Here is a 19,774-nt window from a genome sequence, read left to right on the forward strand (position 1 = left end):
CACCTTTTAAACATTCCTCAGATATAACAACTTTTATATCAATAGGCAAGAACTGAATTCACTTATCCACTACAAGTAACACATATTTAATTTTTACCGCTGCGAACATGCTGTAAGCTCTTATCATCAACAAGAGGACTCACATTAATGGATGTTAATTTACTTGATAGGAAGTTTGAATGCAATTCAGCTACTGCTGCTATAGCAAGCACTGCAACCATAGCAAGTAGTCCTGCTCCTATCAATCCTGATGTCATTGCTCCTGCAACAATGCACCCTATTGTGGAGAGAGCACAACCTGCTACAAATGCAACGTGAAGATTTCTGTTATTGGGTTGTTTTTCAAGTGGAGTATCTTCACCCTTTTTCTTATTCAAAGGAAATTTCTGCACGATTGTAATGGCGTTTTTTCTGTCCCTTTTTTCTTCGGGTTGCATTGAATCTTTTGCCTGGCTGCCTGTCATCTGAGTAGTTTGACTATTTGTATCCATACTTTCTTTTTCTCTGGATCCCAGTGTCACGCACTGGGATGACACCTGTGGTGACTCTTTCTCAACTTGATCTTCAATCTTTTTATTATATTTAGAAGGAGATCTTCGTCCACTTGGCCCTTTGGACCTTGTTTTAGTTAGTTGTGCTAATTTTGTCTCTCCTTCATCCTCTGGTTGTAAGCCATTATCTCCTTCAACAGAGCTCAATGTTGAGTTTAAACTTTCCTCAGATGAAGTGCTTGCTATTGATGTTAAACTGTTTTTTCTACTATTTATTGGTGATATCGAATTTTTTTCACTCAGTCCAGGTGAGTCTATTCCACTATCTGAGTCATTGCCACTACTGAGTTTAGAAGTTTGCTTCTCCTCTATTTCTTTCACAACCTTGCTATATTTTTCAAACACTTCCTCTGTAACATCTGAATTACTAAGTATTTTATTATCACCACTTTTTTTCTCAGCTACATTCAAGGGTGTTTCTTGTGTGTTGTTTTGCTCTTCAATATGTTTTAGCTGCATTTGATCTTCAATATTTTCTTCAACAGCATTTGGTATTGAGCTTACACTGCTGCTCCTGTTAGTAATATCCAAAATTGTTTGTACTATTGCTGCCTTTTTTTTTGAGTCTAGTTTTTTTGACTCTGTTATTTCTGCTTTCAACGCTGGAAGAAAGTGTTGGATATAATTATTATAATGTTCTCTTTTTTTCCCCACTGATTTTTCTAACTCAGCTAATGCTTCAGGACTAGTTCCTTGCTTGGATGACTCTAAGTGTTTTGCAATAGCCTGCTCATTTTGTCGTTCTCTCAGTATTTTTTCCAATTCAGCCAATGTTTTAGGACTAGCTACCTGCTTGAACAACCTTTTGCATTCTTTGGAAGTCTCATCTTGATTTTCTTGATAATTTTCTGCTGTTACCTTTTTGTATATAGTGTTGCTCAATTGTTGGTTAATATCTCCTTCCTTACTCTTAGGTTTTTTAAAGGGACTGTGCATAACATTCCTCCATACATAATAAAATGTATAGATACCTCTTTAGCGTTAATTTTACATTAAAACTGGGCAATTATGCCATATTATAAATAATTGCGGCAACTTGCTTATTGGAAGGTCGCTTAACTATTTGCTTTCTGGGCTTTCTACTTCTACAGATTTGCTATTAATATGATTCTTTGCTTGTTGAACTAACATATCCACTACTTCTTTTACAGGCTTTTCCCTATCAACCATGCCAACACTTTGGCCGGCCATTAAAGATCCTGTTTCAACATCTCCTTCAATCACTGCCCTTCTTAAAGCTCCAGCCCAGAACTTTTCTATTTCAAGCTGCCCATCTTCTTTTGAGATCTGTCCCTTTTGGTATTCATCAATAACTTCTTTTTGACGCTTCATGAAGTCATCGCTTGCTTTGTTGGCTATAGCTCTTACAGGAATTACAGGAAAATCAGCACTTATCTGTACAGAAGGTATTGCATTACGTGCGGCCGATTTAATAAACACTTCCTTAAAATTTTTGTGGGCAATTGACTCATTAGTGCAGACAAATAATGTACCTATTTGACAGCCACTTGCTCCCATTTCCAGGTAATTAACTATCATTTCACCTCTTCCTATTCCACCTGCAACAAACACTGGTATTTGTTCATTTTTAAAATGAGGCAATATCTCTTGTGCAAGAACAGAAGTGCTAACTGGACCTATATGCCCACCTGCTTCCATTCCTTCTATTATCAATGCATCTACTCCCATTTTTACTAACCTTTTCGCAAGGCTTAATGCTGGTGCAAAGCACATAACTTTAATGCCTGCACCCTTGATTTTTTCTATATTAGGCTTTGTTGGCAGTCCACCGGCAAGCACTATATGGCTCACTTTCGTTTCAATACACACATCTATCAACTCACTCAACTTTGGGTGCATAGTAATTAGGTTTACACCAAATGGCTTGTTAGTTAATTTTTGTGTCTCTATGATTTCTTTTTCCAGTAAGTCTGGGAACATTGCACCACATGCAATCACACCAAAACCACCAGCGTTTGAGATTGCTGAAACCAAGTTTCTCTCTGAAACCCAGCTCATAGCACCACCCATTATCGCAAACTCACTGCCAAGAAAATCTGTTCCTTTTTTCCAGAGGCTACTTAACATATAACCTATATCATGCGTTTAAAAATGTTTTGCTTATCTATAAATGTGTGCTTTAAGGCGCCAAGTATATGTAAGATTATAAAGAGTACCATAAAATATGCAAGCATCGAATGTAGCTCGTTAGCCGTGTTAGCTAGATCTTTGTTTTGATTAATCAACAAAGGGATATGGAAAAAATATTTGATCTGTTTGCCAGAAGCAGAAGACATGACATAGCCAGATAGTGGCATTAGCACCATTAAAGAATATAAACCAAAGTGCACTGCTTTACTTGTATTGATTACAAACCGAGAAAAATTTGCTGGAAGTGGTGGAACATAAGTAAAGACGCGAAAAAATATGCGTACTATGATTAATCCAAGAATAGTGATACCGCAAGCCTTATGAATAGCGTATATGTTGAACTTAATTTCATTGCTAAGTGGTAAGCTTTTCATATAAAGTCCAGAGCAAAGCATACCGATAATAAAAACAGCCATCAACCAATGGATAACTCTTAAACCTAGGCTATATTTATCGTCTTCCATTTTGATTACCCTAAAGTAGCATTTATATAATAGAAAAACTATTTTTCAATCAAAATTATTAAAGCAATTTAGATTTACCGACAATGTAGCTATACAAATTCGACCCAGCCGAGAGTCAAGTAGCAGGCACTGGCATCTAAGTCATAGAAACGGATCAAATGCAAAACTTACTTGACACCCTTCGCCAGCCCCCTTATCATGAAACTGAAGCTATTTATTTATCTTCTCTGTACAGATTAAATGACAAAAAAACTCAACGTATCTGGCGTCTCATGTTTAATTTTTTGCACTATGTGCACTCTATGTCTTTATCAAATTTCTAGGTTTTTACCTATACAAGCTGAAATACGCTTATAAAGCATTTAAAACATCAAAAAACGCCAACTTAAAAAATGGATAGTGAATAATTAGCTACCCTAGGGTTTCTTTTGCCTTTTTTTCTGTTTAGTAAATTTCTTAAACATTTATGACTAAAGGTTAGTTGCATTAAAAAGCAGCTAAATCGCGGTTATTAAGCGTTTAGAATAAAAAAACGCCATACTTGAAAGTATAATGTAAGTAATACCAATTCCCATTACAGGGCAAACAGATGGACAATGATGGAAGAAAAGCCATACTGAAGTAAGTAAAATAGCGAGGTTTAAATGGCATTAAGATCAAAATTATTGGATGAAAAAGTAGTAGAATCAGCAAAAGAAATGCTGAAGAAAGTAAGGAATAATGCATATGTTTCAAAAAAACTAAATGCTGTAATTGCAGCAAAAAAGTACAGTATAACGGCTGTAGCAAAAATATATTGCATTTCAAGAAGCGCACTAACTTCGTGGGTAAAACTCTTGAAAATTGGCAGAGAAGAAAAACTGTTTGCTCCTTCACAACGTCGTAGAAAAACTAAATTAAATCAGGCTCAACTACAGCAAATTGAAGAGTGGATAGAAGAAAATCCTAATATCACCATTAAAGAAATGAGAATAAGAATCCAGGAAAAGTTCGGATTAAATATCAGCAAATCTACAGTACACCGCCATATGCAAAAGATGAAATTCTCATATATTACACCAAGACCAGTTCATAATGGACAAGATAAAAGCAAACAAGAGGAATTCAAAAAAAAATCTCAATTGAGCTATTAGCAAGTATCCAGAAAAAGAGCTATTTTTCTTTGATGAATCACGGTTTGGCACACATTCAAAAGTTGGACATGGGTGGTTTAAAAAGGGGATTAGAACACAGGTTAAAACAAAATTAGGTAGGCAAAATTTCTATCTCTATAGTGCAGTTAATCCTAGAAATGGAGAGAGTTCTAGCTTATTTGCACCAAATGTCAACACTGATTGCATGAACATATTTCTTGAGCAAATTTCGCAATATCTAGAAACACGAGAGGCTTTTCTCGTTATGGACTGTGCTAGTTGGCATAGGTCAAAAAATTTAAAGGTACCTAAAAATATCGACATTATATACCTACCTCCATACTCACCTGAGCTAAATCCTGTTGAGAGGCTTTGGTTATATATAAAACAGAACATTTTGCGCAATAAAATATACGATACAATTGCTCTACTTGAGGGTGCTTTGTGCAAATTTATTACTTCTCTTGCCAGCTCCACAACTAAACAACTCTGCAATGTTTCCTATTTGACTGGACAACAATGAGAATTGGTATTAGTTAGACTTCGTGGTAAATATGTTGCCGTCCACTTCCGCCTAACAAGTATAATGCGGCTTGACAAATTTATTGTCATCTCAGACCGCGGAGAGAACCATATGCTACTTTTAACTTATGTAAAATTACCAAGGATTATGGAGAAGATATGCTGTTTTGATTTGTGTGAAAATTATTGTTGACTTATGTGCAATTAGAGAACCTAAGTCACTTTAGCTATAATTCAGAATTGAGAGCTTTTAATAACTCTCTAACTCCCACTTAGGTCTTGGTGCAAAATTGAGAGAATCTATATAGCTTTTCTGTAACATTTCAATTCCTGCCCATCCAACCATTATTGCATTATCTGTACATAGGTTGTTGGGAGGAAAAAATATGTTTAAGTTTATGTGTTGTTTTAATTTTTCTCTCAAGAAATTATTTGCTGCAACTCCACCGGTAATCACAAAGTCATTGATTTTGATATTTAAAGATTCGGCCATAATAATCGCATTACTAACCCTGTCCAGCAGTATGTTACTAATACACTCTTGAAACGAAGCACATACATCACACACATCTTGCTCGCTCATTTTAAGTTCTTGCACTAAGTTTTTTACTGCTGTTTTAATTCCAGAAAACGAAAAGTTACATCCAGAACGTTTTATCATTGCCCTTGGCAATTTAAATCTTGCACCATTGCCTTTTTTAGCTAACTTTTCAATTAATGGCCCTCCGGGATAGCTTAAACCCAGCATCTTAGCAACTTTATCAAATGCTTCTCCTAGTGAATCATCGAGCGTTTCTCCAAGTTTAATGTATTTACCTACATCCTGTGCAATTAAAAATTGACAGTGACCACCTGATATTAGTAGGACTAAAAATGGAAATTTTACCTCATGCAGTAACCTAATAACCAATGCATGCGCTTCTAAGTGATTCACTGCAATGAACGGTTTTTGTGCCACATGTGCAATTGCTTTAGCCATCATTGTACCAACTATTAATCCACCTATGAGTCCTGGTCCTGATGTTGCTGCAATTGCATTGAGGTCACAAAAGTTAAGGTTAGATTTTTTTACAGCGCTTTTTATCAGGCCACTTAAATGTTCCATATGAGCACGTGAAGCTATCTCAGGAATCACCCCACCGCGTTTTTTGTGTTCTACTTGAGAAAGAATCTTGTGAGCAAGGACTTGCTTGTCACTATTTACAATCGCTACTGCAGTTTCGTCGCAGCTTGTTTCAACAGCTAAAATGGTTTTCATGTATATTCGAGCACTTTATTATCAAAACTATATCTTGAAACGCTGTAGAAGTTAACTGCAAAGTTAACTTCTACAGCTAAAAGATTTACCGACAACCGTCATCCCGCTGCTTGTTAGCTGATGAGATGCCGCGAATGAATCCACAACTGTACGAACATTATGATTTGAGAGCAATTTCCACTAGGAAGGTGTCATTCCAGTGCCTCTATGATGTTATCCCAGTGCTTGACACTGGGATCCAGCTTTTTCATAATCATCAAAATGTTGTATTTTTACATAAAATGGCTATTTTTATGCTTACCAACTTAATAAAATTCCTGGATCCCAGTGTCTGGGCACTGGGATGACACCCCACTGGCTTTGTTGCATCGCTCTTCGGATAGTAGGTAACGTACAATAAATTCATGAAGCTATCTCAAACTTAGCCATGCCTATTTCAGTAAATTTGTTAAGCAAATAACACTTGAGTAGCAGTTCCTTCTCACGATTAATTTCAGATTTGCTCCTAAAACTAAACCCAAATATTCGCTTCAACCTTGAGAAAAATCCTTCAATATACGATCTTTTTCCGTAATTTACTTCTTCTTTCCATCTTTTTATACCATTCTCACCATGTAATTTCATTAACTGAATAGCGGGATCTAGAGATACCGCGGCGGTATGACGATAAGACACAAAGCCTAATGGAAAAAACTGCGAACGCCAGTGAAAAACATAGCAATTTTATTTTCATTTGCAGCTTTTATCACATCTTGATCTTTCAGCGAGCCGCCGGGCTGAATTATAGCTGTAATTCCATGTTTTGCACTTTCTACTATGCTATCTGGGAATGGAAAAAATGCATCTGAAGCAAGCACTGCACCTTTACATTTTTCACCTGCTTTTTTCACTGCAATGTTCACACTATCTATTCTGCTTGTTTGCCCTGCGCCGATGCCAATAGCACAACCATCTTTTGCTATAACTATTGCGTTGGATTTCACATGTTTACATATTTTCCAGGCAAAAATAAGATCTTCCTTTTCTTTTTCTGTTGTAGTGCACTTTGTTACTTGTTCTGCTTTTATTGTGTGGTCATTATTTTCTTGCACCAAAAACCCACCAATAACATTTTTAGTTTGGTATTTCACATTTTGTTGAAAAGATTTATGAATAATCACTCTTAAATTTTTCTTTCTTTGTAAAATTTTTAGTGCCTCATTGTTTACCGATGGTGCTATCACTACTTCCAAAAATATCTCGTTTAATTTTTCCGCTAGCTTTAAATCTATCTCCCGGTTTAAGGCAACTATACCACCAAAACTGCTTACTTCATCGCACGATAGAGCTTTTTCATATGCCTCCAAAGCATTATTACCAATAGCAGCGCCACATGGGTTATTATGCTTGATTATCACTGCTGCAGGCTCTTTAAACTCAGAAATTATGTTAAGTGCGGACTCTATATCTACTATATTATTATAACTCAACTCTTTTCCATGTAGTTTTTCCAACGGATATTCTGTAAATTGATTACTATAAAATGCAGCTTTTTGATGGGGATTTTCACCATACCTGAGTTCTTGTACTTTATGCCCGTATAGAGCAAAAAACTCTGGTAACTCATTATTTTTACTCTGGGATAAAAACCAACTGTGAATATTAGAATCGTAGTGTGCAGTGAGAGCAAATGCTTTGGTTGCTAAGTGTTTTCTATATTCCAATGTTGTTTCATTGTTATTTTTTATCATCTCAGCTTTTAGTGCTTCGTAGTCTTGAATGCTAGAAATAACTGAAGTAAAACGAAAGTTTTTTGCTGCAGCTCTAATTAATGCCACCCCGCCGATATCAATTTGTTCTATAATTTGCTCTTCATTTGAGCTGCTACTTACTGTCTCCCAAAATGGGTATAGGTTAGTTATAAGCAGGTCTATTGGCTCAATTTCTAGATCTTGCACTTCCTTTTTGTGCTTTTCTCGATCATAAAGTATTCCTCCATGAATTTTAGGGTGTAAAGTTTTTACTCTACCACCCAGTATCTCTGGAAATTGCGTATAATCTGATACTTCTTGCGTTTTTATTCCGGCATCAGATAGTGCTTTATAAGTATTGCCCGTTGAAAGAATTTCTATTTGTTGCTGCGTTAAAAACGATGCAAGATCAATTATATTCGTTTTATCGTATACTGATATTAAAGCTCTTTTTATTTTCATTTTTATATGGAAAGTTTTTTAAGATTATATCTAAGAAAAGAAAATTTGTCTATATATAGCTACTACGTCATACCGCCGCGGTATCCACAACTGTACGAACATTGTGATACAAGAGACCAAGAAAGATGTCACCCAGTCTGGGATGGCTTTGTTGCATCGCTCTTCGGATAGTAGGTAACGTACAATAAATTCATGAAGCTATCTCAAACTTAGCCATGCCTATTTCAGTAAATTTGTTAAGCAAATAACACTTGAGTAGCAGTTCCTTCTCACGATTAATTTCAGATTTGCTCCTAAAACTAAACCCAAATATTCGCTTCAACCTTGAGAAAAATCCTTCAATATACGATCTTTTTCCGTAATTTACTTCTTCTTTCCATCTTTTTATACCATTCTCACCATGTAATTTCATTAACTGAATAGCGGCATTTCTATCAAGCATATAATCCAATTTTGGATGCTCTGCTGCGTTGTTTTTCGGAGGAATTTTCGTTTTTATACCATATTGATTACACAGCTTATAGAGCTTTTCTCTGTCATATGCCCTATCTGCATATAGTACTTTTATGACATACTGAAAATCGACTTCTTTTAGCAAATCACAAGCTCCATAGTGATCAGAGTAGACACCGTTACTGTATTTTACAGCTATGGCTTTTTTGCTGTTTGTATTCAACATTACATGCAATTTTCTTGTCTGTTCATAGCTGCGATACTTTCTATCTTCGCTATTTTCTTTGCTATGACCAGGAGTGTTGTTGTATATACTAATTCCTGTACTGTCTATAGCAATTTCGATATCTTCCATATTATTTTCTGCAATCATTGATCTTAATATTGAGTTTCTTAAACCTTCTTGATGATTGTGAATAGCTGATAACTTGCAAATTTTTCCCAATTTGCTCAAGGTATCCTGCTATAAACCCAACTGTTTGCCTCAGGCCTATTCTAAATAAACAAGTTATTATGTGCACCAAAATTACAACTTTATCGCTATAAATATTGTTGCCACCTGGTATTTTTGGACCATTCTCGTACCACTTTTCTATGGCTTCGTTGATATAATGAAAAATATTTCCTCTTTTTTCTAGAAATTTGTTATATTCGCTATGGTTACTGACCCTCATTTTTTGTGGCATATTTTTTCTTCAACAGTTAAACCGCTATTTATAATGAATTTTGTCAGTAACTGCCAGTTCTTTTCACTTGAGCGATGCAACAAAGCCCACTGGGATCCAGAAAACTTCACTTTAAATGAGCACACCAGGTGGCTGTACAATAGAAACTGGATTCCAGACTGGAATGACACCATCTACTACTCAAATTACCTGCAAATTGCAATGTTCGTACACCAAAACGCGGTATCTTGTTGTAGATTCCGCTAACAAGCAGCGGAATACCAAATTGTAGAAGTTGCTTTAGCCCTCCTAACCCTCCCTTCAAAGCAGTCTATTCTATAAATTTTTTTACCATGCTTGATTTCAAGCCACGAATAAAATCTTCAATACTACAAGGATTTCTCCCTTCCATTTGTACAACTTTAGGAATTAAAGTGCCACCTTTTAAACTTATGTGCATATTATCGTTAACAATCTTACCTTGTTCTGAAGCGAGAGCTTCAAAATCAGCATCAAGTATCCTGATACGTTTATTCTCTATCTTGATGAATGCTTTTGGGTAAAACGCTTTAACTTTTCTATAAGCAACTTCACAGGCATCACTTGCATAAATTTTATAGTCTTCCACTTTGTCAGCGTAACATGCATCGTTATCGTTCTGTTTTAAGGGAAGCTGTTTTTCAATTTCGTTTAGCACTTTCAGCAGTAAATCACTGCCTAGCTTAGATAATTTATCATGCAATGTCTTGTAATTATCGTTCTTTTCGATAAGAAATTTTTCCTGTTTTAAAATAGGGCCGGAATCTAATCCTTCATCCAGTTGCATAATGCTAACCCCGGTTTCTTGATCTCCTGCTAAAATTGTGTGCTGTATCGGAGCTGCACCGCGCCACCTCGGTAGTAATGAAGGATGAATATTAATACAACCATATTTAGGAATATTCAAAATTTCTCTTGGAAGTATCAATCCATACGCAGCTACAACTGCAACGTCTGGCTTGAAATTTCTAAATTTTTCTTGCTCTGCCGAGAACTTTAGAGAGATAGGAGTACATACCTCTATGTTACTTTCTTCAGCGATAACATGTACTGGAGATTTCATTGGCTTCTGTCCACGCCCCGAAGGTTTTGGAGCCTTGGTGTATACTGTCACCACTTCGCTCTTTGATTTCAGTAACAAGCTCAGAGAATTAACAGCAAATCCTGGTGATCCCATGAAAATAATTCTCATGGTGTTTTTGCTTTAAGAATTCTCCGCTAATTTACCACTTACAGTTTCTACTAATTTGGCAAAATCATCCTTATAATTAACTGCCATCTCAGCAAGAATTTTTCTATTTAAATCAATGCCGGCAAGTGTAAGACCATGCATAAACCTACCATAAGTAAGCCCATGCTCTCTTGCTGCTGCATTAATACGTATTATCCATAAGCTACGGAAATCACGTTTACGGGTTCTTCTGTCTCTATAAGCATATTGCAGTGCTTTTTCAACTCTTTGTAATGCAATTCTATAACAACTTTTTGCGCGCCCTCTATAACCCTTTGCCAGTTTCAATATTTTTTTATGACGAGCGTGAGTAGTGACTCCACGTTTTACCCGAGCCATTTTATTTTACCTCCATTTTGTTAAATACCGTAAGGCATATGAAGCTTAACTATACGCGAGTCAGATTTACCAAGAATCGTTGTACCGCGCTGATTACGAATATTAGATTTACTTCTCTTTACCATGCCATGCCTTTTGCCTGACTGAGTAGAAATAACTTTACCCTTAGCTGTAAGGTGAAAGCGCTTTTTCACAGAAGATTTGGTTTTTAATTTTATTTTCTTCATATTCCAAATAAATTTACAAGCACTACTATTGAGTTCTTTAATAGTAATTAAGCATTAGTATAAATAATTTTATTAAAGAATCAAATTAAAATTGTATATTAAAGGAGTTTAAAAGTAATTACGCCCAATATGTGTGTTATACCTTCTTTATTCCCAAGTGGCAACAATACTTGCCTCATTTTAACACTTTCACTTTCTTCCTCTTCATTGATCGGGCATTTACTCTCTATTACAGTATCAAGTTTATCAATAACTGCATCTATTTTATATAGTCGCAAAAATGGTGCATCAATTGCATACTTATTATCAATGCGCGTCTTTTTCTCAAAACCATAGAATTCAACAGCCTTTTCTCCTGCATTTTCACAAATATAACCTTGATCCTTGAGTTCAATGACAAAACAATGCTGCCATGATTCCATTATTTCTGCAGTGTCTATTTCATGCCTTTCTGGCCAATCTCTGTCTGATCCTTTTATGTCATTCCAGTGTTGAGTCACCACATTTGCTATTCTTTTTTCTTTGCCTACATAAATTTCCATTCCAATTTCCACATATAAAACACAGATATGAGGTAAATTTATCGTGAATATATTGATTTTTTCTTACCACAAGGTGCATGTCACTAGAAGTTCTGAGATCTAGAGAGTGGTATTGATTTTATTTCCATTACAACTTATTATTTATAGATAACCTCAATAAAAACGATGAAGCTAAACGAAATCAGAGAAAGATTTATAAAATTTTTTGTAAATAATGACCACGAGCAGGTTTCTTCTTCTCCTTTGATTCCAGAACATGACCCAACGCTCATGTTCACAAATGCTGGTATGGTGCAGTTTAAAAATATTTTTACTGGTGCTCAAAAAACTGAAATGAAACGTGCTGTCTCAAGTCAAAAGTGCCTAAGAGCAGGCGGTAAACACAATGATCTGGAAAATGTTGGCTATACAACTCGGCATCACACATTTTTTGAAATGCTCGGAAATTTTAGCTTCGGTGATTACTTTAAGGAAACTGCGATAGAATTTGCGTGGGAATTTATCACTAAAGAGTTATCTCTTGATAAAAACAGACTATCCATAACCGTCTACCATACTGATGATGAGGCGTACGAGATTTGGCGTAAGATAAGTGGCTTTTCAAGTGATAAAATCATAAGAATTACAACGGATGATAACTTTTGGAGTATGGGAAGCACTGGTCCGTGCGGTCCATGTTCTGAAATTTTTTATGACCATGGGAGTCCTAATTTACAAGAGGGCGATAGAATTGTTGAAATCTGGAATCTGGTATTCATGGAGTTTAACAAAGATGAAGAAGGTAATTTACACAAATTGCCAAAAAAATGCATCGATACTGGAATGGGCCTTGAAAGAATAGCGGCTGTTATGCAAAACGTCCATGATAACTATGATATTGATCTATTTTCTGCTCTGATAAGTAAATCACAAGAGTACTGTGGAAGAACGGAAAATAAAATAGCGCATAAGATCATAGCAGATCATCTTCGCGCGGCTGCATTTCTCATCGCAGAAGGAGTGCTTCCTGGAAATGAGGGCAGGAATTACGTATTACGCAGATTAATTAGGAGAGCCACACGTTATATTCACCTGCTTGGATATAATGATTCCCTACTCCATCGTATTTTTCCAGTGTTGATAGATAGCACGAGTTCGGCTTATATGGGAGCTGAATTAGTCAGAGCTAAAAGCTTAATAGAAACGACGTTAAAATCAGAGGAAGAAAACTTTAAAGACACTTTGATGAAAGGTATCAATCTCCTGGAGAAATTCACTACAGATTTAAAATCGGGCGATACTTTGCCTGGAGAATCAGCGTTTAAGCTATATGACACCTACGGATTTCCTTTGGATATTACACTTGATATTTTAAAAGAGAAAAAAATAAATTTTGACCAAAAGGGTTTTGATGATGCAATGGGAGAACAAAAAGAGAGAGCACGTGCTAAATGGGCTGGATCTGGTGAAAAATCTGTTGAGCAAGTATGGTTTGATTTGATCAATAAATTTGGCAAAACAAAATTTGTTGGTTATGAGTTCAATGAAGTAAGTGATGCGAAAATACTAGCTATAGTTTCCTCTAAAAATGAAGTAATTGATTCTGCAAAGGAGGGAGAAAAGATAACCATTATACTTGATAAAACACCTTTTTATGGCGAGTCAGGTGGACAAGTGGGAGATACTGGCAATCTGATCAAATCTGATAGAAGTATTATTATAGTCGAGAATACCAATAAGGTTAATGACCTATATTTGCACAGATGCATAGTTAAGTTCGGTTCAATTTGTAAAGGTAACACAGTTGCAGCAAGCATTGACAAGGAAAGAAGGCAAACCTTAAGAAGAAATCATTCAGCTACACATCTTCTGCACTTTACACTCAGAAAAATTCTAGGTGATCATGTCACTCAAAAAGGTTCCCTAGTTGCACCGGATAAGTTACGATTTGACTTTAGTCATAACACTCAAGTTACTCAGGATCAGCTATTCTTAGTAGAAGATATGGTAAACTCTCTAATCAGAGAAAACCTTTCTACGTCTACAAAAATTCAGAGCATGAATCAGGCAATAGACGAAGGAGCTATGGCGTTATTCGGCGAAAAATATAGCGATCAAGTAAGAGTAGTGAAGATTGGAGATTCAAGGGAACTGTGTGGTGGCACACACGTTGAACATACTGGAGAAATTGGTTTGTTTAAGATAGTAACAGAGAGTTCTGTTGCTTTTGGAGTGAGGAGAATTGAAGCTTTAACTGGTCAGGAAGCAATCAATTATGTACGTGATAATGAAATTAACTTAAAAAAAGTTGCAGAATTCGTAAAAGCGCCAGTGAGTGAAATAACAAGCAGATTAAGTATTTTAAGTCAAGAACACAAAAAATCCGAAACCAAAATAAAAAACCTATATAAAAAGCTTGTGAGTGCAGAGAATATAAAAAGCACCGAAATAAATGGAATAAATTTTATAAGCCACACTTTCACTGATATTCCAGCAAATGTAATAAGAGAGTTTGTTTTGCAGCAACAAAAACCAAAAACGGTAATAGCTTTTACGGCAACAGAAAAAGATAAAACAGTCTTGATTATTAAAGTAAGTAAAGACTTAATCAATAAGATTAGCGCAAAAGAACTAATATCCATAGCAGTTAAAAAGAACTGTGGTGGGAATGCTGAACTTGCACAAACAGGCTGTGATAGCAATAAAATAGATGATGCCATTACAGCCATTTATAGCAAAATAACAGCTTCTAAGCACTCTACGTCATACCACCACGAACCGTCATACCGCCGCGGCGCTAACAAGCAGCGGGATACTTAACCATCGTCTACACCGTCATACCGCGATTCATTCGCGGTATCTCTTAGCCGCTAACAAGAGATCCCGCTAACAAGCAGCGGGATGACGAATTACTATGCCGCCGCGAACCGTCATACCGTTGCAAACCGTCATACCGCGATTCATTCGCGGTATCTCTTAGCATAGATCCCGCTACCTGTTAGCGGGATGACGGTTGTCAGGCTAGCTGTCATCCAAGTAGCTCGACTACTTGGATCCAGGAAAAAGAATGGTGTCATGAAAGTAGCTGACACTGATTCCTTTATGATGGTGTCATCCCAGTGCCCAGACACTGGGATCCAGGAAACTTAATTGCAAGTAATGCATTGGATTTGGTGAGTATGGGTTTTGCGTTATAGAATGAAGCACTTTTGGTGAATTTATAAAGAAAGCTGGATGCCAGTGGGCTTTGTTGCATCGCTCAAGTGAAAAGAACTGGCAGTTACTGACAAAATTCATTATAAATAGCGATTTAACTGTTGAAGAAAAAATATGCCACAAAAAATGAGGGTCAGTAACCATAGCGAATATAACAAATTTCTAGAAAAAAGAGGAAATATTTTTCATTATATCAACGAAGCCATAGAAAAGTGGTACGAGAATGGTCCAAAAATACCAGGTGGCAACAATATTTATAGCGATAAAGTTGTAATTTTGGTGCACATAATAACTTGTTTATTTAGAATAGGCCTGAGGCAAACAGTTGGGTTTATAGCAGGATACCTTGAGCAAATTGGGAAAAATTTGCAAGTTATCAGCTATTCACAATCATCAAGAAGGTTTAAGAAACTCAATATTAAGATCAATGATTGCAGAAAATAATATGGAAGATATCGAAATTGCTATAGACAGTACAGGAATTAGTATATACAACAACACTCCTGGTCATAGCAAAGAAAATAGCGAAGATAGAAAGTATCGCAGCTATGAACAGACAAGAAAATTGCATGTAATGTTGAATACAAACAGCAAAAAAGCCATAGCTGTAAAATACAGTAACGGTGTCTACTCTGATCACTATGGAGCTTGTGATTTGCTAAAAGAAGTCGATTTTCAGTATGTCATAAAAGTACTATATGCAGATAGGGCATATGACAGAGAAAAGCTCTATAAGCTGTGTAATCAATATGGTATAAAAACGAAAATTCCTCCGAAAAACAACGCAGCAGAGCATCCAAAATTGGATTATATGCTTGATAGAAATGCCGCTATTCAGTTAATGAAATTACATGGTGAGAATGGTATAAAAAGATGGAAAGAAGAAGTAAATTACGGAAAAAGATCGTATATTGAAGGATTTTTCTCAAGGTTGAAGCGAATATTTGGGTTTAGTTTTAGGAGCAAATCTGAAATTAATCGTGAGAAGGAACTGCTACTCAAGTGTTATTTGCTTAACAAATTTACTGAAATAGGCATGGCTAAGTTTGAGATAGCTTCATGAATTTATTGTACGTTACCTACTATCCGAAGAGCGATGCAACAAAGCCATCCCAGTGTCACGCACTGGGATGACAAAAAAAGGAGCACTGGAATGGCACCATTTGTTATGTTTAACAAAGTTCGTACTTAGCTTCATGTTAGCCATAAATATTTAAGAAATTTACCAAATGGAAAAAAAGGCAAAAGAAGCCCCATGGTTAACTAGTTCTGACGCTGGTTTCCATCCAAGACGGCAGTAGCCCCTTCGGTGTCATTCCAGTGTCAAGCACTGGAATGACACCATTTTGGATGGAAACCAGTGTCAAGCACTGGAATGACAAAGGAGAGCAGTGTCAGCTACTTGGATGACACCTTTTTTCTACTTAGTGTGGGTTATACAAGAAGTCTATTGTATGGCTATTGCTGGTCGTATATTACTTATAGCTTATCTATTCAAATTGCAACTTTGTTTTTCATAATTAATTATTGACAGAAATTATTAATTGGGTTATTATTAAATTATCGTTAACAAGTGAGGCAAAGAAATGATGATATCCAATAATTCTTCATTGCTAAAAGATAGTCAGGAGCTTACTAAAACTAAGCAGACTATATGGAAACCTTTAATTGCTGTTTCATTATTATCTATATTTAGTTTCATATCTGGTCAATATCTTCCTTATGTTATTATAGCAGTTTCTGGTTCTGGTCCTATTGCAGCAGTTCCTTTAGCAATTTTTGCTGTTTCTACGGTTGTTGCACTTATTTCAGTGACATATCTTGTTAAACTGGCTATTTCTAGAGATGATAATAAGAAAGAAGTAGGTCTTAATGGATAGAAATTCGGCCATACTCCATCTCAAGAACCACAAAAATTTGTGTGTAAAAATTGTACTAATCTGGAGAATAAATCAAATGTACCTACTCCTCAATCACCTCCAGTAACGTTTGGAACACAACCAAATCCAAGTGTCAGTGTACCACCGCCGCCACCTCCTCCATTGCCACAAGATGCTGCACTACCACCTCCGCCTCCGCATTTTTTTACAGCTTCCAAGCGTACGGAGCAACCTAAGAATGATGCACCGAAGAAGGCTGGTGAACCTGAGAATAATAATCATTCTACTCTGTTTGAACAGATAAGAGGAGGTACTACGTTAAAAAGAGTGGGCAGCAACAAAATTTTACAAATGAATTGAAAGCAAAATTAGAAAGTAGTGGGGGCACTGACAAAAAAGAAACACCAGAAGAGTTTGCTGCAAGAATAGATAGGGAGCAAGCAGAGAGAAAGAAGTCGGATGATAATGATTCAGATTAGACAAAGAGACTTAAGGAGAGAGTAGCAGTCATGCAGTTCTCAGATAGTGAAAGTGAGCATTCTGATTCTATTAGCGATTCAGATTGGACTACAGATGAAAGCAAAGACAAACAAAAAGAGATAGAGCAGGAAAAAGAGGAGCAGACAAAACACACAAATTCCCCATCAAGCAAGGAAGAAGGAAGCGGGGGTCTTGACAGTGGTATAGGATCTAGAGCCACATCTCCGATACATCCTGAACAAGAAACAGAGGAGTCACCGGTACCGCCAAGTTCGTGTGTTGATTCACCACAAGTAAATAATGTTGACTCAGTGGATAATGAGGTGCAAGATTCACCTCCTCTTTCTGTTGAGGATCGCATAGCACAGTTTGGTGGAAAAGCGTTGCGATGCCAAAAGGAAAATGTTGTACAAGGACTATGATAACTATGAAATGGTCAGCCATGCACTTTCCTTCCTTTTCAAAATAAGTTTACCTACAGGTCTGATTGTATTAAGATTACTTAATACAATCAGATCTATTATATGCGTTTATCCAAATATTACCTGCCAACTCTAAAGGAAAAGCCTGCCCATGCTAAAATTATCTCCCATCAATATTCTTTGCGTGCAGGTTTAATAAAGCAGATAGCATCTGGCATCTATACGTGGTTACCACTTGGTCTCTTAGTGCTTAAGAATATTGAAGATATTATCAGAGATGAAATGAACAAATCCGGTGCTATTGAAGCATTAATGCCTTGTGTGCAACCAGCAAGTCTTTGGCGAGAATCAGGGCGTTACGATGATTACGGTAAGGAAATGCTACGCATAAAGGATAGGCATGAGGAAGATATGCTTTTTGGTCCAACGCATGAGGAGATAGCAACTGATTTAATTAGAGATGTGGTAAAAAGTTACAAAGATTTGCCACTTTGTTTATACCAAATTCAATGGAAATTCCGTGATGAGGTAAGACCACGTTATGGTGTTATGAGGGGCAGGGAATTTTTGATGAAGGATGCATACAGTTTTGATGTAGATTACGAAGGTGCACTGAATTCATATAATTTGATGTACAAAACTTACATAAAAATCTTCAAACGCATGGGATTTACTCCAATTGGAGTTCGAGCTGATACGGGGCCAATTGGAGGAAATTTGAGCCACGAGTTTCATATATTGGCAAACACTGGTGAGAGCACTTTATATTATGACAATAAATTTTCTGAACTACTAGAGAGTGAAGATATTGAAAGTTTAAAGAGTATATATGCAGTTGCAGATGATATGCATGATCCTGAGACTTGCCCTATATCACAAGAACAGTTAAATGTTAGTAAGGGTATTGAAATAGGGCATATTTTTTATTTTGGTGATAAATATTCGAAGCCTATGAAGGCAAGTGTTACTTCTCAAGATGGAAAAAATGTCAATATACATATGGGTTCGTATGGCATTGGGGTTTCAAGACTTGTTGGTGCAATAATAGAAGCTTTTCATGATGATAAAGGAATTATCTGGCCAGAATCGGTAGCTCCTTTCAGAATTGGTTTAATCAATTTACAACCGAAAGTAACGGAGGCTGCAGATAAAATATATAAAGCTTTGAAAAGCGATGAAGTGCTTTACGATGATACGGAAGGGAGTGTAGGAGTAAAATTTTCTAGAATGGATCTGATAGGCTTGCCGTGGCAAATAATTGTCGGAAAAAAGGCAATAGATGAAAAGATAGTTGAAGTAAAAAATAGAGCAACTGGAGAGGTAAAGGAAATGCAGATTGAAGAAGCAGTAAATCACTTTAGCACAAAATGATACACGGTATCGGCACTGACATAGTATATATACCAAGAGTATCGAGGATATTACAAAAATACGGGGAAAAATTTCTCAATAGAATCTACACTGAAAAAGAAATAGAGCTAAGTAGAAAGTATAATAGTCAAGAAATGCGAGCAAGGTATTTTGCTAAACGCTTTGCAGCAAAGGAGGCTTTTGTTAAAGCACGAGGTAGTGGTCAGGGTATTATAATGAAAGATATAGAAATATACAATGATGTAAGAGGCAAGCCATATCTTACCGTTAGCAAGGATTTTATCTCCAAAATTCATCTTTCTCTAAGTGACGATGGAGATTACGCTACTGCATTTGTTGTAATTTGCGTCTATAGCTCACACAGATAAAGTTTACTCTTTTGTCATCCTATGGCTTACTGTATGAACATTCATTTTTAAAGGTAAACTGCACAGCAAATGGTCAGTGCTTGACACTGTCCTCCTTTGTCATCCCAGTGCCCAGACACTGGCTTTCTGCAATCTCATCGAAAACGTTTTTCTATGCTAGTTTGCTTGCTCACAAGCAAACTTTCCTGGATCCAAGTAGTCAGGGCACTGGGATGACATCTTTGTTGTGTTTAACAAAAACAAATGTTCGTACAGTTGTGGAATGAATCGCAGTATAGCTATAGCATACAC

General features: G+C 36.4%; 27 protein-coding genes. 12 read left to right on the forward strand and 15 right to left on the reverse strand.

Going from position 1 to position 19,774, the window contains the following annotated elements:
* Nucleotides 1-86: 86 nt before the first annotated feature.
* The 3 genes from ABWU47_RS01440 to ABWU47_RS01450 all read right to left on the reverse strand — a co-directional run bounded on the left by ABWU47_RS01440 (nucleotide 87) and on the right by ABWU47_RS01450 (nucleotide 3,166).
* The gene (locus ABWU47_RS01440; RefSeq protein ID WP_077188406.1) at nucleotides 87-1,487 is read right to left on the reverse strand and encodes a hypothetical protein; all 1,401 of its coding nucleotides are present in this window, start codon (nucleotides 1,485-1,487) and stop codon (nucleotides 87-89) included.
* Between the two features lie 123 nt (nucleotides 1,488-1,610).
* Complete coding sequence (locus tag ABWU47_RS01445) at nucleotides 1,611-2,639, reverse strand: NAD(P)H-dependent flavin oxidoreductase (RefSeq protein WP_077188405.1); 1,029 nt, start codon at nucleotides 2,637-2,639, stop codon at nucleotides 1,611-1,613.
* A gap of 5 nt (nucleotides 2,640-2,644) precedes the next feature.
* On the reverse strand, nucleotides 2,645-3,166 hold the full coding sequence (locus ABWU47_RS01450) for a cytochrome b (RefSeq protein ID WP_077188404.1): 522 nt from the start codon (nucleotides 3,164-3,166) through the stop codon (nucleotides 2,645-2,647).
* Nucleotides 3,167-3,810: 644 nt separating this feature from the next.
* Between ABWU47_RS01450 and ABWU47_RS01455 the strand changes: the two genes are divergently transcribed.
* Nucleotides 3,811-4,822 (forward strand): IS630 family transposase gene (locus tag ABWU47_RS01455; protein WP_410530063.1). Its coding sequence is split into 2 segments (ribosomal slippage): nucleotides 3,811-4,290 and nucleotides 4,292-4,822, totalling 1,011 coding nucleotides; the frame shifts between segments, so codons are not numbered across the junction.
* 249 nt (nucleotides 4,823-5,071) lie between these two features.
* Here ABWU47_RS01455 and tsaD read toward each other — a convergent pair.
* Entirely contained in the window at nucleotides 5,072-6,079 is a 1,008-nt protein-coding gene (tsaD, locus tag ABWU47_RS01460) for a tRNA (adenosine(37)-N6)-threonylcarbamoyltransferase complex transferase subunit TsaD (protein WP_077188403.1), read from the reverse strand.
* A gap of 125 nt (nucleotides 6,080-6,204) precedes the next feature.
* Here tsaD and ABWU47_RS01465 point away from each other — a divergent pair, with 125 nt between their 5' ends.
* Complete coding sequence (locus tag ABWU47_RS01465) at nucleotides 6,205-6,426, forward strand: hypothetical protein (protein WP_077188402.1); 222 nt, start codon at nucleotides 6,205-6,207, stop codon at nucleotides 6,424-6,426.
* A gap of 55 nt (nucleotides 6,427-6,481) precedes the next feature.
* Here ABWU47_RS01465 and ABWU47_RS01470 read toward each other — a convergent pair whose 3' ends face one another.
* The 9 genes from ABWU47_RS01470 to ABWU47_RS01510 form a co-directional block, all read right to left on the reverse strand.
* Nucleotides 6,482-6,754, reverse strand: a complete 273-nt coding sequence (locus ABWU47_RS01470) for a hypothetical protein (protein WP_353285724.1) — start codon at nucleotides 6,752-6,754, stop codon at nucleotides 6,482-6,484.
* A 5-nt stretch (nucleotides 6,755-6,759) separates the two neighbouring features.
* Nucleotides 6,760-8,271: a bifunctional phosphoribosylaminoimidazolecarboxamide formyltransferase/IMP cyclohydrolase gene (gene purH, locus ABWU47_RS01475; RefSeq protein ID WP_077188401.1), complete on the reverse strand. Its 1,512-nt coding sequence runs from the start codon at nucleotides 8,269-8,271 to the stop codon at nucleotides 6,760-6,762.
* Nucleotides 8,272-8,461: 190 nt separating this feature from the next.
* A complete protein-coding gene (locus tag ABWU47_RS01480; RefSeq protein WP_082246250.1) occupies nucleotides 8,462-9,097 on the reverse strand; it encodes a transposase in 636 nt (211 codons plus the stop codon).
* Nucleotides 9,081-9,410: a transposase gene (locus tag ABWU47_RS01485; RefSeq protein WP_007548762.1), complete on the reverse strand. Its 330-nt coding sequence runs from the start codon at nucleotides 9,408-9,410 to the stop codon at nucleotides 9,081-9,083. Before ABWU47_RS01485 ends, ABWU47_RS01480 begins: the two co-directional genes overlap by 17 nt.
* Nucleotides 9,395-9,580, reverse strand: coding sequence for a hypothetical protein (locus ABWU47_RS07060; protein WP_410530069.1), 186 nt, complete (start codon nucleotides 9,578-9,580; stop codon nucleotides 9,395-9,397). Before ABWU47_RS07060 ends, ABWU47_RS01485 begins: the two co-directional genes overlap by 16 nt.
* Before the next feature lie 140 nt (nucleotides 9,581-9,720).
* Nucleotides 9,721-10,620: a methionyl-tRNA formyltransferase gene (gene fmt, locus ABWU47_RS01495; protein WP_077188399.1), complete on the reverse strand. Its 900-nt coding sequence runs from the start codon at nucleotides 10,618-10,620 to the stop codon at nucleotides 9,721-9,723.
* A gap of 12 nt (nucleotides 10,621-10,632) precedes the next feature.
* Nucleotides 10,633-10,998 (reverse strand): 50S ribosomal protein L20, encoded by a 366-nt coding sequence (rplT, locus tag ABWU47_RS01500; protein ID WP_006279340.1) that lies wholly within the window; start codon nucleotides 10,996-10,998, stop codon nucleotides 10,633-10,635.
* Nucleotides 10,999-11,018: 20 nt separating this feature from the next.
* On the reverse strand, nucleotides 11,019-11,225 hold the full coding sequence (gene rpmI, locus ABWU47_RS01505; protein ID WP_007548610.1) for a 50S ribosomal protein L35: 207 nt from the start codon (nucleotides 11,223-11,225) through the stop codon (nucleotides 11,019-11,021).
* Between the two features lie 98 nt (nucleotides 11,226-11,323).
* Nucleotides 11,324-11,767 (reverse strand): PAS domain-containing protein, encoded by a 444-nt coding sequence (locus tag ABWU47_RS01510; RefSeq protein WP_077188398.1) that lies wholly within the window; start codon nucleotides 11,765-11,767, stop codon nucleotides 11,324-11,326.
* A 165-nt stretch (nucleotides 11,768-11,932) separates the two neighbouring features.
* Between ABWU47_RS01510 and alaS the strand changes: the two genes are divergently transcribed.
* Nucleotides 11,933-14,566 carry an alanine--tRNA ligase gene (gene alaS / locus ABWU47_RS01515; RefSeq protein ID WP_077188397.1) on the forward strand — a complete coding sequence of 878 codons (2,634 nt, stop codon included), beginning with the start codon at nucleotides 11,933-11,935 and terminating at the stop codon, nucleotides 14,564-14,566.
* Nucleotides 14,567-14,706: 140 nt separating this feature from the next.
* Here the strand turns inward: alaS and ABWU47_RS01520 are convergent, their stop codons facing one another.
* Both ABWU47_RS01520 and ABWU47_RS07065 read right to left on the reverse strand, forming a co-directional pair.
* Nucleotides 14,707-14,877, reverse strand: coding sequence for a hypothetical protein (locus ABWU47_RS01520; RefSeq protein ID WP_353285726.1), 171 nt, complete (start codon nucleotides 14,875-14,877; stop codon nucleotides 14,707-14,709).
* Nucleotides 14,847-15,002, reverse strand: a complete 156-nt coding sequence (locus tag ABWU47_RS07065; RefSeq protein ID WP_236514716.1) for a hypothetical protein — start codon at nucleotides 15,000-15,002, stop codon at nucleotides 14,847-14,849. Before ABWU47_RS07065 ends, ABWU47_RS01520 begins: the two co-directional genes overlap by 31 nt.
* A gap of 74 nt (nucleotides 15,003-15,076) precedes the next feature.
* On the opposite strand from ABWU47_RS07065, the gene ABWU47_RS01530 reads away from it, so the two are divergent.
* The 9 genes from ABWU47_RS01530 to ABWU47_RS01570 all read left to right on the forward strand — a co-directional run bounded on the left by ABWU47_RS01530 (nucleotide 15,077) and on the right by ABWU47_RS01570 (nucleotide 19,749).
* Nucleotides 15,077-15,406, forward strand: coding sequence for a transposase (locus ABWU47_RS01530; protein WP_007548762.1), 330 nt, complete (start codon nucleotides 15,077-15,079; stop codon nucleotides 15,404-15,406).
* Nucleotides 15,390-16,025 (forward strand): transposase, encoded by a 636-nt coding sequence (locus tag ABWU47_RS01535; RefSeq protein ID WP_082246250.1) that lies wholly within the window; start codon nucleotides 15,390-15,392, stop codon nucleotides 16,023-16,025. Before ABWU47_RS01530 ends, ABWU47_RS01535 begins: the two co-directional genes overlap by 17 nt.
* Before the next feature lie 523 nt (nucleotides 16,026-16,548).
* Complete coding sequence (locus ABWU47_RS01540) at nucleotides 16,549-16,842, forward strand: hypothetical protein (RefSeq protein ID WP_236717761.1); 294 nt, start codon at nucleotides 16,549-16,551, stop codon at nucleotides 16,840-16,842.
* A gap of 39 nt (nucleotides 16,843-16,881) precedes the next feature.
* Nucleotides 16,882-17,202, forward strand: coding sequence for a hypothetical protein (locus ABWU47_RS01545; protein ID WP_236717762.1), 321 nt, complete (start codon nucleotides 16,882-16,884; stop codon nucleotides 17,200-17,202).
* The gene (locus tag ABWU47_RS01550; RefSeq protein WP_255324038.1) at nucleotides 17,199-17,321 is read left to right on the forward strand and encodes a hypothetical protein; all 123 of its coding nucleotides are present in this window, start codon (nucleotides 17,199-17,201) and stop codon (nucleotides 17,319-17,321) included. Before ABWU47_RS01545 ends, ABWU47_RS01550 begins: the two co-directional genes overlap by 4 nt.
* 30 nt (nucleotides 17,322-17,351) lie before the next feature.
* Nucleotides 17,352-17,744, forward strand: coding sequence for a hypothetical protein (locus ABWU47_RS01555; protein WP_236514298.1), 393 nt, complete (start codon nucleotides 17,352-17,354; stop codon nucleotides 17,742-17,744).
* 102 nt (nucleotides 17,745-17,846) lie between these two features.
* Nucleotides 17,847-19,115, forward strand: coding sequence for a proline--tRNA ligase (proS, locus tag ABWU47_RS01560; protein ID WP_077188395.1), 1,269 nt, complete (start codon nucleotides 17,847-17,849; stop codon nucleotides 19,113-19,115).
* The gene (locus ABWU47_RS01565) at nucleotides 19,112-19,483 is read left to right on the forward strand and encodes a holo-[acyl-carrier-protein] synthase (RefSeq protein WP_006279473.1); all 372 of its coding nucleotides are present in this window, start codon (nucleotides 19,112-19,114) and stop codon (nucleotides 19,481-19,483) included. Before proS ends, ABWU47_RS01565 begins: the two co-directional genes overlap by 4 nt.
* 11 nt (nucleotides 19,484-19,494) lie before the next feature.
* A complete protein-coding gene (locus tag ABWU47_RS01570; protein WP_174930867.1) occupies nucleotides 19,495-19,749 on the forward strand; it encodes a hypothetical protein in 255 nt (84 codons plus the stop codon).
* Nucleotides 19,750-19,774: the final 25 nt, after the last annotated feature.

This window comes from Wolbachia endosymbiont (group A) of Gastracanthus pulcherrimus, assembly GCF_964028265.1.
Taxonomy (GTDB): domain Bacteria; phylum Pseudomonadota; class Alphaproteobacteria; order Rickettsiales; family Anaplasmataceae; genus Wolbachia; species Wolbachia pipientis.